At 49.2% G+C, this 12642-nt stretch carries 17 protein-coding genes; 9 read left to right on the top strand and 8 right to left on the bottom strand.

Annotated features, from left to right (window positions below):
• Positions 1-317 precede the first annotated feature (317 nt).
• Together NSU01_RS34620 and NSU01_RS34625 are read left to right on the top strand one after the other, a co-directional pair.
• Positions 318-995: a response regulator transcription factor gene (locus NSU01_RS34620; RefSeq protein ID WP_042140467.1), complete on the top strand. Its 678-nt coding sequence runs from the start codon at positions 318-320 to the stop codon at positions 993-995.
• Entirely contained in the window at positions 995-2260 is a 1266-nt protein-coding gene (locus tag NSU01_RS34625) for a HAMP domain-containing sensor histidine kinase (protein WP_076243653.1), read from the top strand. The genes NSU01_RS34620 and NSU01_RS34625 overlap by 1 nt, the downstream gene beginning before the upstream one ends.
• A gap of 82 nt (positions 2261-2342) precedes the next feature.
• On the opposite strand, the gene NSU01_RS34630 is transcribed toward NSU01_RS34625, so the two are convergent.
• Both NSU01_RS34630 and NSU01_RS34635 read right to left on the bottom strand, forming a co-directional pair.
• Positions 2343-2564: a hypothetical protein gene (locus NSU01_RS34630; RefSeq protein WP_042140469.1), complete on the bottom strand. Its 222-nt coding sequence runs from the start codon at positions 2562-2564 to the stop codon at positions 2343-2345.
• A 33-nt stretch (positions 2565-2597) separates the two neighbouring features.
• On the bottom strand, positions 2598-3863 hold the full coding sequence (locus NSU01_RS34635; protein ID WP_042140470.1) for a YncE family protein: 1266 nt from the start codon (positions 3861-3863) through the stop codon (positions 2598-2600).
• A 146-nt stretch (positions 3864-4009) separates the two neighbouring features.
• On the opposite strand from NSU01_RS34635, the gene NSU01_RS34640 reads away from it, so the two are divergent.
• On the top strand, positions 4010-4657 hold the full coding sequence (locus tag NSU01_RS34640; protein ID WP_076243654.1) for a Vat family streptogramin A O-acetyltransferase: 648 nt from the start codon (positions 4010-4012) through the stop codon (positions 4655-4657).
• An 89-nt stretch (positions 4658-4746) separates the two neighbouring features.
• On the opposite strand, the gene NSU01_RS34645 is transcribed toward NSU01_RS34640, so the two are convergent.
• Positions 4747-5505 (bottom strand): sugar phosphate nucleotidyltransferase, encoded by a 759-nt coding sequence (locus NSU01_RS34645; protein ID WP_076243655.1) that lies wholly within the window; start codon positions 5503-5505, stop codon positions 4747-4749.
• Positions 5502-6197, bottom strand: a complete 696-nt coding sequence (locus NSU01_RS34650; protein ID WP_179093497.1) for a TetR/AcrR family transcriptional regulator — start codon at positions 6195-6197, stop codon at positions 5502-5504. The genes NSU01_RS34645 and NSU01_RS34650 overlap by 4 nt, the downstream gene beginning before the upstream one ends.
• Before the next feature lie 296 nt (positions 6198-6493).
• Between NSU01_RS34650 and NSU01_RS34655 the strand changes: the two genes are divergently transcribed.
• Together NSU01_RS34655 and NSU01_RS34660 are read left to right on the top strand one after the other, a co-directional pair.
• The gene (locus tag NSU01_RS34655; RefSeq protein ID WP_042140473.1) at positions 6494-7294 is read left to right on the top strand and encodes an SDR family oxidoreductase; all 801 of its coding nucleotides are present in this window, start codon (positions 6494-6496) and stop codon (positions 7292-7294) included.
• On the top strand, positions 7294-8427 hold the full coding sequence (locus tag NSU01_RS34660) for an SMP-30/gluconolactonase/LRE family protein (protein ID WP_052422160.1): 1134 nt from the start codon (positions 7294-7296) through the stop codon (positions 8425-8427). Before NSU01_RS34655 ends, NSU01_RS34660 begins: the two co-directional genes overlap by 1 nt.
• Positions 8428-8511: 84 nt before the next feature.
• On the opposite strand, the gene NSU01_RS34665 is transcribed toward NSU01_RS34660, so the two are convergent.
• Positions 8512-8883, bottom strand: coding sequence for a RidA family protein (locus tag NSU01_RS34665; protein WP_042140474.1), 372 nt, complete (start codon positions 8881-8883; stop codon positions 8512-8514).
• Between the two features lie 141 nt (positions 8884-9024).
• Between NSU01_RS34665 and NSU01_RS34670 the strand changes: the two genes are divergently transcribed.
• Positions 9025-9228 (top strand): hypothetical protein, encoded by a 204-nt coding sequence (locus NSU01_RS34670; RefSeq protein WP_039295077.1) that lies wholly within the window; start codon positions 9025-9027, stop codon positions 9226-9228.
• Between the two features lie 2 nt (positions 9229-9230).
• Here the strand turns inward: NSU01_RS34670 and NSU01_RS34675 are convergent, their stop codons facing one another.
• Positions 9231-9485, bottom strand: coding sequence for a hypothetical protein (locus tag NSU01_RS34675; protein WP_042140475.1), 255 nt, complete (start codon positions 9483-9485; stop codon positions 9231-9233).
• 21 nt (positions 9486-9506) lie between these two features.
• A complete protein-coding gene (locus tag NSU01_RS34680) occupies positions 9507-9983 on the bottom strand; it encodes a hypothetical protein (RefSeq protein WP_256703834.1) in 477 nt (158 codons plus the stop codon).
• A 189-nt stretch (positions 9984-10172) separates the two neighbouring features.
• Here NSU01_RS34680 and NSU01_RS34685 point away from each other — a divergent pair, with 189 nt between their 5' ends.
• The 3 genes from NSU01_RS34685 to NSU01_RS34695 all read left to right on the top strand — a co-directional run bounded on the left by NSU01_RS34685 (position 10173) and on the right by NSU01_RS34695 (position 11352).
• Positions 10173-10532 (top strand): helix-turn-helix transcriptional regulator, encoded by a 360-nt coding sequence (locus NSU01_RS34685; protein ID WP_039310966.1) that lies wholly within the window; start codon positions 10173-10175, stop codon positions 10530-10532.
• Positions 10533-10634: 102 nt separating this feature from the next.
• Positions 10635-10982 carry a helix-turn-helix transcriptional regulator gene (locus tag NSU01_RS34690; RefSeq protein WP_039310963.1) on the top strand — a complete coding sequence of 116 codons (348 nt, stop codon included), beginning with the start codon at positions 10635-10637 and terminating at the stop codon, positions 10980-10982.
• Between the two features lie 19 nt (positions 10983-11001).
• The gene (locus NSU01_RS34695; protein WP_076243656.1) at positions 11002-11352 is read left to right on the top strand and encodes a helix-turn-helix transcriptional regulator; all 351 of its coding nucleotides are present in this window, start codon (positions 11002-11004) and stop codon (positions 11350-11352) included.
• 99 nt (positions 11353-11451) lie between these two features.
• Here NSU01_RS34695 and NSU01_RS34700 read toward each other — a convergent pair whose 3' ends face one another.
• Complete coding sequence (locus NSU01_RS34700; protein WP_076243657.1) at positions 11452-12120, bottom strand: HAD family hydrolase; 669 nt, start codon at positions 12118-12120, stop codon at positions 11452-11454.
• Positions 12121-12642: the final 522 nt, after the last annotated feature.

A 12642-nucleotide genomic window follows, 5' to 3' on the forward strand; every position in this document is an offset into this window, starting at 1 on the left:
TCGGGTTGTGTAATGGAGACTGCCTTTATCTGCACTTTCGTGTGTGCCTCGCTTGCTTATGAATGTATCTTAGCCCCCGAACCTTTAATGAATCTTAAATGGTTTTACACTGCGCTGACTTTTTAACACAGGGATAACACTTCCGGATGTATCTTCTATATAAGTGCCCTGGAACGATTGGAATTTCATCCGATGATTTCGCCCTGAATACCTCCGGAAGCACCTGAACAGCAGTACAGTTAAGGTTGATTAAAGGTAATCTTGCTATAATGGCTTCAGCAGCAAGTACATTACTTATGAAGAGGATGATTCATCCCATGAGAATATTAATTGTAGAAGACGAGATTCATCTGGCGGAAGCCTTGACCCAAATATTGAAGAAGCACAATTACTCGGTGGACGCCGTCCATGACGGCAGATCAGGTCTCGATTATGCGCAGAGCGGGATCTATGACCTGCTGCTGCTCGATATTATGATGCCGGAGATGGATGGAATCAGCGTGCTGAAGGCCCTGCGGAAGGACGGCATCTCCACGCCGGTGATCATGCTGACAGCCAAAGGGGAGATCACCGATATGGTCACCGGACTCGATCACGGAGCAGACGACTATATCGCCAAGCCGTTCTCTTCGGAGGAGCTGCTGGCCAGAATCCGGGCCGCCCTGCGGCGCAAAGGGGAAGTGATTCCTGAGGATGGCCTGAAGTTCGGAGATATTGAGCTGAATACGGCGAATCCGAAGCTGACCGTGAAGGGCAAGGAAATCAAGCTGAACCTTAAGGAAACCGAGCTGCTGGAGCTGCTGATCTTAAGGAAGCAGGCCGTAACCTCGAAGGAGCAGATCATTGAGAAGCTGTGGGGCTTCGATTCCGAAGCGGAGCATAATAACGTGGAGGTCTACATCTCTTTTTTGCGCAAAAAGCTTACCTTCCTGAATTCAGAGGTACGCATCAGCACGATTAGAGGCGTGGGTTATGTATTAGAGGTGAATACTTAATGTTCAATAAACTCAGAAACCGGTTCCTGATTGTCAATCTCGCTACCATCTCCATCATGATGCTGCTCGCCTTTGCCACGATCTATATCATCATGTACGTCAATGTGCAGAGCGATATTAATATGGCGCTGCACCGGATTGCGGACAATGAGCAGAAGGGACCCGGCGGCGCACAAGGAGGGCCCCGCGGTGCAGCAGACGGCGGCATGCCCATGGATAAAGGGCCAATTGATGCTTACCAGCCTGACCGTTCCGTCTCGTTCACCATACAGACCGATGCAAGCGGCACGCTGATCAGCAAGGACTCCAAATTCACGATGGATGATGACTTCTATACCGCTGCACTTAAGGAAGCCCTAAGCTCAGGCAAGGACATCGGCCGCTTCACGCTGGACGGCAGCCGCTGGATCTTCATGGTTAAGCATACGGGGGATAAGGAGCAGATCGTCTTCATGGACATCTCTTCCCAGCAGAAGATCCTGACCAACCTGATTTACACCTTCACAGCTGTCGGCCTGCTGATGCTGATCATTCTCTATTTCACCAGCCGGTTCTTCGCGAACCGCTCGATCGCGCCGGTCCGGGAGGCCTTCGACAAGCAAAAGCAGTTCATCGCCGATGCCTCGCATGAGCTGAAGACGCCGCTGACGATCATCAACACCAACGCGGATGTGCTGCTCTCCAACAGTGACGATACGATCCGCAATCAGGCGAAGTGGCTGCAGTATATTAAGTCAGAGACGGAGCGCATGACCCGGCTGACCAACGACCTGCTGTACCTGACAGAGATGGATGATTCCCGGACAGGCATGATCCACAGCAAGTTCAATATGAGCGATGCGGTAGAGAATATTATTCTGACCATGGAGGCTGTTATCTTCGAGAAGAATATCTCCTTCGACTACAACATCGAACCGGAGCTTACCGTACTGGGGAACAGCGAACAGATTAAGCAAGTGGTGATGATTCTGCTGGACAACGCAGTGAAATATACGAATCCTAAGGGCGCTGTAACCATCTTACTCAAAAAGCAAAATAACGATGTCCTCCTCTCCGTCTCGAATACCGGGGAAGGCATCGCTGCCGAGCATCTGACGCGGATCTTTGACCGCTTTTACCGGACGGACACTTCCAGAGCCCGCAAGCAGGGCGGCTACGGCCTGGGTCTGGCTATCGCGAGGTCGATCGTCGATCAGCACAAAGGGAAGATTTACGCGAAGAGTGTGATAGGAGAGTCAACGACGTTCTATGTGCAGCTGCCTTGAGGGTTGCGACAAGCATACCCATCTTATATTCCCAGTAAATGAGCCTCTCCCTTACCGGAAGAGGCTCATTTACTGATTATCTCTAAAGATAAGGGTTCCTTGTTAATCCCGCTGCCGGCATTATACGTTCATCTGCTTCAGCCCCGCTGCTGCGGCCCGGATCTTCAGCCATGCGTTCCTCTTTCTTCTGCAATACAATCGTGAATTCACCTAATCCGGGAACGTAGATCCGGGCTTCAGAATTCACTTGGTCCATGCCAGACAGCTGGATCATAATGTCTTCTGCCGAGTTTATTTCTATCATATCCTTCACCCCCTGCGGTAAGATGATGAACGCCTACGGATTGACACCGACGGAGAACGGACGCGCACCAACCGGAATAACGCTTATTACAGCCTGGGTGACCCCATCAATAACCGATACCGTGTTATCATCCTGATTAGTAATATAGATACGGTTCGTCAATGGATTAGCGCCTGCACCATTAGGGTTATTCCCCACCGGAATGGTAGTAATCACCGTATTGGTTAATCCGCCAATCACCGATACATTGTCGTCATCCCGGTTCGGTACATAGATGGCATTGGTAGAGATGTTCACTCCCAATTCACCCGGAGTCGTACCGACGGGTACGTTAGTTATCACCGTATTGGTTGCTCCATCAATCACGGAAACGGTGTTGCTGGTTAGGTTCGAGACATAAATCCGGTTCGTCAAGGGATCAACACCCACCCGGAACGGGTTCACCTGCACGGGAATCTGTGTAATAACCGTATTCGTAGCCCCGTCAATGACGGTAACAATATCCGAGTTGAATTCAGCTACATAAATAGTATTGGTTAATGAATTCACGCCGATTCCCGTTGGAAAAGGAGAACCGCCAGCGGGAATAATGGTAGTCACCACAGTGTTGGTTAATCCGTCAATGACAGTGACCGTATTATCATTAAAATTCGCAACATAGATGGCATTGGTAGCCGTATTGACCGCAACTCCGCCTGCTCCGTCCCCCGCAGGAACGGTGGCCAGCACCATATTGGTTACTCCGTCGATAACGGATACGTTATCGCTGTTCAAATTAGCAACATAGATGCGGTTGGTTAACGGGTTCACCGCGACTCCTGCAGGACTCACACCTACAGGGATGACTGCGATCACCGCATTTGTTGCGCCGTTGATCACAGAAACATCATTGCTGTTGAAATTGGCAACATAGATACGGTTGACGGAGCCTGTGACTCCCCCCTCTTCAGCACCTAGCAGCTCGGCTGAGACAAGACGGTGGGCGGTAACCAGCTGCCCGGCTGAATTTTTACCCCACACTGAGGTTTCCGTCTGCAATTCGGCAAGACCTTCCGTTGTAAAGACAAATTCATAGGCATCCAGATCGGCAAAATAATTTCTTGTAATCACCTCGTCCGGGGAAACCGTAATAAGCTCGCTCACATATAGCGTCCTTGTGAGGATTAGATTGTACCCTTGGATCAGAATAGCGGACGGATTCACCGCGTTCCGGTTATCGATCTTAACCGTCACCTGCACAGTAGGCCTGACACCGCTCACTTCATTATTTTCAATAGGTCCTGTTGACAGAATAGCCATTCTAGCGAATCCTCCCTTGTAATCAGAGATTAAAAACTACCAGTCTCTCATAAGGTATGTAAGAACTGGAGTCCGGATTGGACTATACTATAGCTAGAATTAAATTATGGCTCGACTGCCCATTTATCCAAGAAAGGTGTGACTCTATGCATTCTATTGGCCCTAACCCGAACGAGGTCCATCCCAATCCCCATATCAGGCAAGTCCGTTTCATCAAAAATACAATCACACGTCCCAACATTATTGCGGGAGATTTCTCCTACTATGATGACCCTGACGAATCGGTATCCTTCGAGAGCCGGGTTACCCATCATTATGAGTTCATCGGGGACAAGCTGATCATCGGCAAATTCTGCGCCATCGCCCGCGGTACCGAATTCATTATGAATGGGGCCAACCACCGGATGGGCTCGGTGACCACCTACCCGTTCAATATTATGGGCGGCGGCTGGGAGCAGGCGACGCCTGAGCTGGCGGATCTGCCCTACAAAGGCGATACCGTTATCGGAAGCGATGTCTGGATCGGCCAGAATGCTACAATCATGCCGGGCGTGACGATTGGCGACGGGGCGATCATCGCCGCTAATGCTACTGTCACCAAGGACGTTCCCGCGTACCATATCGCCGGGGGCAATCCGGCCCGGATTCTGCGGCAGCGCTTCAGCGATGAACTGATCCGGCTGCTGCTGGAGCTGAAATGGTGGGACTGGAGCCCGGAGAAGATTACGGCGAATCTTGAGGTGCTGTGCAGCAGTGATCCGGAGCGGATCAGAAGTCTTGCGGCTGGCAGCTAAACTCGCAGCACCGGACTACAGTTAAATACAAAAACGGCTGTCCAAGGGTATTACTACCTTCCCGGACAGCCTTTTTTCTGCTATTAAGTTCAGTAAGATGCCTTATCCCCGCCCGCGCCCAGTCTGGCCCGCATCTCCGCATACGCCTCCGGGGTGCCGACATCATCGATCGTCCCCTCCGTATAATAGGCCCGCATCTCCTGGCGGGAATGCAGCCACTCCGGGAAATAACTCGGCGCATCCGGGTTGCCTCCCTCGGCAAGATAGCGGGAGATCAGCGGCAGGGTAGTCCGCTTGTAGATATAGAGGGCAAACACGCCGATGTTGGAACGCGGCTCCTGCGGCTTCTCCTCCAGCGACAGGACCCGCATCTGCGCATCCAGCTCCGCCACGCCGATACTGCGAAGCTCTGCCAGATCATCTACCTTACGGACAAGAATACAGTCGGTACCCACCTTGTGAAAATACTCCAAGTACCCCTCAAGGCCGAATCCCAGCACATTGTCTCCTGCCAGTACCAGCAGATCCTCCTGCAGCTGCTCCCGCTCCAGCACATATTGGATATCGCCAATTGCACCTAAACGTCCTTCCGGGGAGGAAGTACCGTCATTCAGAATACGGATCGGCTTCGATCCCCGATACTGCTGATGCCACTGCCCAAAAGCATGAACGAAACGGTCATTCGTCACAATGAGAATCTCCGTGATGTCCTCCAGCACCTCCAGGCGACCTATCAGCAGATCCAGAATCGTCCGGTTCCCTTGAACAGGGAGCAGCGGCTTGGGTGTGTCCCGGGTTAACGGATAGAGGCGGGTCGCGTACCCCGCAGCCAAGATTAGTGCAATCATCCCTTGTTCGCTCCTCTACCCCGGCTTGATGACGCAAACAAGGACTCAGACAGCAAACCCATTGTTTGTCTGTATATGGTATGGGCTGCCTCTACATCACCAAGGAACCCGCCCATATACAGGTGGATTACACCATGCAGCGATGCCCATATCGTGCTGACCAGGGTCCCCGTCTCTTCCTGATCCGAAATCTGTCCTTGTTCCTGGGCAGTGCTGATTAGAACCAGCAGACGGTGTATGGCTGTCATCGTGCCCTGCATACTCTCCGCATCCGGCTTGAACTCGGCAAAAGCCCCCCCAAACATCAGCTTATAGTAGCTGGCGTAGTCCTGTCCAAACTGCCAGAAGGCTTCGCCCAGATCCAGCAAATGCTGCAGCAAATCCGATGATGGCGGCACTTCTTCAAAACGCTGGGCCAGCAGTTTGCAGCCCTCCAGATACAATTGCTGGGCCAGTCCCTCTTTATTGACAAACAAACTGTAAATGATCTTGGTGGAGCAGCCCATCTTCTGCGATACTCTGCGCACAGTGACGGCCTCCGGCCCCTCTTCCTGCAGAATGGCAGCGGCGGCATCCACCACAAGCTTACGGAGATTCTCCGTATTTTGCAGACGGGCTTCCTGATATGTTTTTAATACCCGCCCCGTGGAGGGTGTGGGTTTGTCTTCGGTACTGATAAGAATCACCTTCATCCGGTTATCATGTTATTGACCAGCAACAGAGTTGCCGGGTTCTAACAGGAATTCTAAACATTTGAACATAGGTTGTCAATTGAACCTTCACGCTGAAAAAAATGAGTTGACACAGTTGTGTCATTTTGGTTACTATGATTCACATAGGAAACACCGTTACCAATTGTATTCATACCGCTGAGAACGGACTTATGCCATTGAGAACGGACATTACGGCCGCTAAGATCGGTCATATTTTTTTCGAATCCGGTAACGTTGTTTCCATAACAAAACATTGTAACAGAGGAGTAGAAACTATGAATACTAAAGGGAAATGGTCACTGATCACTGGAGCTTCTTCGGGAATCGGTGAACAGTTCGCAAGACAATTAGCCAAGGAAGGCAGTCATCTGGTGCTTGTAGCCAGAACCAAAAGCAAACTCGATGCGCTCGCAGCGGAATTGACGCGCAGCCATGGAGTCCAGTGCCGGGTCATTCCCCTGGATCTATCGCTCGAAGGCGCTGCCGGAGATCTGTACCAGCAATGCCAACAGCTTGGCCTGAGTATCGATCTGCTGGTTAACAATGCGGGGTTTGCTACCCATGGCCTGTTTGAGGAGGTCTCCGGCGAACGCCAGCATGAAGAAGTGATGCTCAACGTCACCGCTGTAGTCGATATGACTCATTTATTCCTTCCCGGAATGCTCCACAGAGGGGCAGGCGCTGTGATCAATGTATCGTCTACCGCAGGCTTTCAGCCGCTGCCTTATATGGCCGTCTACGGGGCGACCAAAGCTTTTGTCTTGTCCTTTACCGACGCCCTGTGGTGGGAGAATCGTAATCGCGGCGTACAATTCTTCGCCCTGTGTCCAGGCTCGACGGAGACCAATTTCTTCAACGTGGTGGGTACGGAGGATGCTTCTGTCGGCGGCGCGAAGGACTCACCGGAGCGGGTAGTGGCCCTTACACTGCGCGCTATGGCCAGAGGGAAACAGTACATTGTTCCGGGACTCCGCAATTACCTGAGTGCCCAGATTACCCGGTTCATGACCCGCAGACAAAGTCTGCGGCTGGTCGGTGGTATGCTTCGCCCCACACACCCTAAGGAGGATCTATAATGTCTACAGAAACCAATCCACGTAAACGTTCCACCGGTCAACACATTCGCAGATGGGGCTTGATCCTGCTCGGGGTAATTGTGCTGGGAATAGCCGGATTCCTGCTGATGCCTGCCCCGGTAGAGCCTGCTGAATGGTCTGCACCTGCCGCCCCTTCTTTTGAGAAGGAGGGTCCCTGGAAAGAGAACAGCAAGCTTAGCTCCGCAGAGCTTGTGACAGACCGCGCGAAGTTCCCGGAATTTATCACTTTTGATTCTACGGGGCGGCTGTATACAGGCGACTCTGACGGCACAATCTACAGAGTGGCCTTCGATGCGGAAGGCAAGGCGCAGCCAGCCGAAGTGTTCGCCGATACCCAGGGAACACCTAACGGGCTGAAATTCGATGCTGACGGAAATTTGATTGTGGCGGATATTCAGAAGGGGCTGCTGTCGATCGACCCGAATGGAAAGATTGAAGTATTGGCCACTGAAGTAGATGGAGGACCGATCTATCTGGCGAACGAGCTGGACATCGCGCAAGACGGATCGGTCTATTTCTCCGATACCTCTAACTATGGTAAGGTCATGTTCAAAGAAATTGCCGAGAACAAACCGCATGGACGGTTGTTGAAATATGATCCGCAGACCAAACAGACAACCGTTCTGCTGAAGGATTTATATTTCGCCAACGGAGTCGTATTGTCTGCTGAAGAAGATTTCGTGCTTGTTGCTGAATCGTACCATTACCAGCTGACAAGGTATTGGCTGAAGGGGCCCAAACAAGGCACCTCTGATATTTTTGCGGAGAACCTGGCGGGGTTTCCAGACAATATCACCCGCGATGCTCAGGGACATTTCTGGGTGGGGGTATTCACAACCCGTCTGGCTTTTGCCGATTACATGCATAGTCATCCCTGGGTAGCAGCGACGATGTCCAAAGTTCCGCAGGCCTTGTTAAATGGAGCAAGTGCGCCGGTGAAGCACGGACTTGTCGCAGAATATGGACCCGAAGGAGAGCTTGTGAACAGCTGGCATGATCCTGAAGGAACCTTGTATGGCATCACCACTGCCGTAAGCCAGGGAGGATATTTATATCTCGGAACCGCACCGGGAGGAAGCCAGGGTGTTCATCGGGTGCTTTTGAAGCCGTAAGGATTGGGTATCCCAAACAGCAGCTCACTCTGACAGGAGGGGCTGCTATTTGGCTTGAGGCATCTTCTTCTTAACCTCCAAGCACTACGCGCGTGAACGATACGCCACACCGTCGATCTGAACCTTAAGTCCATCCGGGCCGCCAATATGCGCGAACTCGGTGGATATGGTTTTGCGTGCCGGATAATTGCCTTGGAATCTGCGCTTGAACACCTCTTCCATGACCGGAATATCCCATACATCCCGCAGCAGAATATCCATCTTCACCACATCTGTTAGCGTAAGACCCACCTGCCCCAGACGGTCCCTCATATCATTCAGCGCACCTTCTACCTGCTCTTCCACCGTTCCGCCTACATTGCCCACACAAAAGCTGAGGAAGATGAAATCCCCCGCTTCAACAAAACCTGAATACGCATAGTCCTTGTTCACATCATGTCTGATGATTTCGCTCATATTCGCTTGTTCGCCCCTTGTCATCTGAGATAAGCCCAGTATAACGTTGGAAACCGGACAGCTGTGTGTCGTGGTTTTGTAGGATAATTATGGTAATATTAAACTGATTGAAAAGGATTGCACCTGAAACGGAGGAGAACCATGAAACGATTTCTTACCTCAAAATCTTTCCTGATTACATCTGTTCTGTTTAGCCTGCTGTTTATTGTGAATCTGACGGCAACTCCTGACAGCACGGCTACAGATATTGTAATCAGTATCCTTAAATCCATATTAGCCGGGGTAATCAGCGGGTTTTTGGTTGGCGGGCTGATCTTTCTTGTGCAGAAGAAGAAGACGGTCTGATTCTAGACTCCCGCATGCGGAAGTTCTGGAAGCTCCATAACAACCTGTCCCAGACACGCTGCCAGTACCTCATGATACCGCCGCTCCTCTTCTATCGTCACTTCCTCACGCAGTGATTCGAACAACGCCAGACAGCGTTTGAAGTTGCCGTCATGCCTGGACTGGTGGGCCAGCCTTAAAGAATGCATCGTCCAGTCCAGCGCCTCCGGCGCTCTATTCCGCGAATCTATACAGCAGATCATCGACATCAAGCCCATACTGAACCGCAGCCTGTAAAATTACACCGAGACCTGGCAGCAGCTCCTCTGGATTATCCTGCAAGAACCGGGTATACTCCTCCAGAAATTCTGTTTTTCCGGACAGAATCTCCACCATATCAGGTTGGCACGCGCCAGACCTCTGAACTCCTCGGCAATCGCCAGCCCCTCCAGCCCCAAGTCTTCCATCCAGCCAAGCTCGGCATAGCGGTATATAGTCTCCCTGGCCTCACCATATTTCTCCTGCTTCTGAAAGGCAATGCCCTGCATTAGATGACTGAACCCGAAGTAGTAGACCAGCGGACGCGCTGTACCCAGAAGGGGTACGGGAAGCTTTTTGGCCTTATGATACTGACGCTCCTCATAGACGCACTGCGCATAGCTATACAGAATCCCGGCAGCATCCAGCATCTTGTCCCATTCCTCGAAGCGGTAAGCCATTTCTATCATTTCAATGATAATCTCCGGATTCAGTGATTTCAGAATGGAAGGGCGCACGGGTGGGGCCTCCTTCGTTCGGTGGAATAAAGTCCTAATATTTCTTTTAAGCGTGTATTTTATTCAACTAAAAGGAAATAATGGAAGACACATTAATTATCTATAAATAACATTTTAAAGTCAAATACAATTTATAGAGTGTTAATAAGGCATGTTTACTCAGTTAAGCTTGTCATGAGGTGAGCCAAAATGCCAGATGAATCCAAGTCCGAGCTTGTACAAAGAATTGGAGAACGTATTCGAAGAGTACGCAAAGAAATAAACCTTTCGCAAGAGCAGCTTGCAGAACGGTCAGGTTTACATACGAATTATGTGGGACAAGTAGAACGTGGAGAGAAGAACCTTACGCTTGAGACTTTGGAAAAAGTAGTTGGAGGTCTGGGTATATCATTAGAGGAATTGTTCCGTTACATTGGACCCATGAAGCAGAAGGATGCAATTAGTCAAATTGTAGAGTTACTTATTGAACGTCCATCAGCAGACCAGGAGATGGCGCTTAGTGTACTAAAGTCGGTTTTGGATTGGGAAGAGAAGAAGCACGACCTTTAAAAATGCTACAAAGATTATAACTCCCCGCTTAATATCGATAATGGGTTTCTTCTCACCGCTAGTAGTATTTTGCCCTCTTAACCTTTGGAAAAGGTGATTACTATGACAGACTTACGGAATACTGTCGGAGATCGAATTCGAGCTATAAGAAAAGCAAAAGGACTAACACAACAACAGTTAGCAGAACTCTCCAACTTGGATGATGCATACATAGGGGCCGTAGAACGTGGGGAACGGAATTTTTCTATAGATACACTGGAGAAGATAGTAGTCGCTTTGAAAATTCAACCGTTGGAACTTTTTCATAATATTGATGATCTTAATGAGGTCGAAGCCGCGCAGCGGGGAGCCATTGATGAGTATGCGGTTACTGTTAGTGAGTTGAGTGTTAAGCAAATAAACACTTTGAATAAGATTGTTAGAGAGGTACGGCGAGCTTTTGAGGATTGAGCATATCTGAGGTGATCCCGTGAATTTACCAGAAAGTGTAGGAAGTCGGATACGTGAGCTTCGAAAAGCCAAAGGATGGACCCAGGAACAACTGGCGGAAGTAGCATCACTTCATTACAGTTATATCGGCGGGGTTGAACGAGGGGACCGCAACATTTCTTTGGAGACACTGGAGAAAATAATAGCTGCCTTTCAAATTCCAGCTGAAGAAATTTTCCGTTTCGAGGATGATACCGACCGCCGTAAGGCCTTAGATGAACATATGACTCTGATTAGTTGTAGGAGCACAGAAGAAATAGCAGCACTGACAAAGATTAATCTGGAAGTGATTGCTGCACTGGATATCTCTGGAGAAAAAAATACTAAATAAGAAATATCTACTCCATGGGGTGAGCCAAGATGCCAGATGAATCCAAGTCAGAGCTTGTACAAAGAATTGGAGAACGTATTCGAAGAGTACTTACGCTGATCAAGTTGCGTTATATAATACGATATTGATTAATTCCTCTAAATTGTTAATAACAGCATCAGCATCAACAACAGTTTCAAATTGTTTATTTCGTTTCCAGACTGCCTTCATTCCAACATCACGGCTTGCCCGTATATCGTTATCAGGATGATCTCCAACAAAAAGGGCATTCTCGGCGGCTATATCAAGTTTTGCCAATGCACGGTTGAAGATTGCTTTATCGGGTTTTCGTAGCCCTTCCCATTCTGGTATTAATACCTCATCAAATAAATGTTCGATGTGTAGCGCTTTGAAGTTATCATATTGGAATTGTCCAAAACCGTTTGATACCAGTGCTAACTTTATGTTATTGTTCTTCAACTCAGTAAGCATGCTTAACAAGTTCGGAAAACCTATACAATACATTTGGAAATTTCTTATGTAATCCTCTAAAAGTAACGTCCATTCCATGTTTTGAATAGAGAATTCATTTATAATCTGCTGATAAACTTTGTCCTTCCACATGTAACCATGATTATCAAGTTCGATGAACCGCTTAACAAAACTTTCTTTATTAACGATCTGAAACTCCGGGTAACGGTCGTATTGATCTCTGACAAACTCTAATAGTGATAAGTCACGGTCCAGCAGTGTTCCATCCAGATCAAAAAGAACCGCTTTGATTGTCATTCACTCACTCCTTTTTACCTAAAATTCGTTATAAATGATCATTATCCCTCCTAGTATAGCGCCAGATTTAAACTAGTGAAAACCATTTTGGTAAATCGTGTGCTGAAATTTGTGCCGCAGCAGATGTAACATTACCCAGCGGAACCGGAACCGCCAGTAAAGCCAGAATCAGTAAGTACACCGCGAGCTTGTGAAGCTTGAACCTTGTTAGCATGTAATTACCTCCATTGTAGAGTGAACTTGCAACTCAGACAGAAGAGAAGGGGTTGCCTCACCCTCCATCGATTCACTCTCTGATGTGTGCACTCCATTAAGACTAATGGAGAAGTTGCGGTTGCAGGCTGGAGGAATTCAAAGCGATTGTACCATTGTAAAAAGAAACCGGAATCCACGAGGCATACGTCTACTCCATTCCACATTAGCCCTCATACGTTATACAGAAGCCCGAGTGGTTATGTATAAACCTGACCGGCAGAAGGTGGGATAACGTGAATAAGTCGGATGCAAATAAGCACAGAAAGC

It is taken from the genome of Paenibacillus sp. FSL H8-0259 (genome assembly GCF_037963255.1).
GTDB lineage: Bacteria > Bacillota > Bacilli > Paenibacillales > Paenibacillaceae > Paenibacillus_AQ > Paenibacillus_AQ phytohabitans.

Coding starts and splice junctions, on each gene's coding strand:
- NSU01_RS34620 (WP_042140467.1), top strand. CDS start 318: ATGAGAATATTAATTGTAGAAGACGAGATTCATCTGGCGGAAGCCTTG.
- NSU01_RS34625 (WP_076243653.1), top strand. CDS start 995: ATGTTCAATAAACTCAGAAACCGGTTCCTGATTGTCAATCTCGCTACC.
- NSU01_RS34630 (WP_042140469.1), bottom strand. CDS start 2,564: ATGATAGAAATAAACTCGGCAGAAGACATTATGATCCAGCTGTCTGGC.
- NSU01_RS34635 (WP_042140470.1), bottom strand. CDS start 3,863: ATGGCTATTCTGTCAACAGGACCTATTGAAAATAATGAAGTGAGCGGT.
- NSU01_RS34640 (WP_076243654.1), top strand. CDS start 4,010: ATGCATTCTATTGGCCCTAACCCGAACGAGGTCCATCCCAATCCCCAT.
- NSU01_RS34645 (WP_076243655.1), bottom strand. CDS start 5,505: ATGATTGCACTAATCTTGGCTGCGGGGTACGCGACCCGCCTCTATCCG.
- NSU01_RS34650 (WP_179093497.1), bottom strand. CDS start 6,197: ATGAAGGTGATTCTTATCAGTACCGAAGACAAACCCACACCCTCCACG.
- NSU01_RS34655 (WP_042140473.1), top strand. CDS start 6,494: ATGAATACTAAAGGGAAATGGTCACTGATCACTGGAGCTTCTTCGGGA.
- NSU01_RS34660 (WP_052422160.1), top strand. CDS start 7,294: ATGTCTACAGAAACCAATCCACGTAAACGTTCCACCGGTCAACACATT.
- NSU01_RS34665 (WP_042140474.1), bottom strand. CDS start 8,883: ATGAGCGAAATCATCAGACATGATGTGAACAAGGACTATGCGTATTCA.
- NSU01_RS34670 (WP_039295077.1), top strand. CDS start 9,025: ATGAAACGATTTCTTACCTCAAAATCTTTCCTGATTACATCTGTTCTG.
- NSU01_RS34675 (WP_042140475.1), bottom strand. CDS start 9,485: ATGGGCTTGATGTCGATGATCTGCTGTATAGATTCGCGGAATAGAGCG.
- NSU01_RS34685 (WP_039310966.1), top strand. CDS start 10,173: ATGCCAGATGAATCCAAGTCCGAGCTTGTACAAAGAATTGGAGAACGT.
- NSU01_RS34690 (WP_039310963.1), top strand. CDS start 10,635: ATGACAGACTTACGGAATACTGTCGGAGATCGAATTCGAGCTATAAGA.
- NSU01_RS34700 (WP_076243657.1), bottom strand. CDS start 12,120: ATGACAATCAAAGCGGTTCTTTTTGATCTGGATGGAACACTGCTGGAC.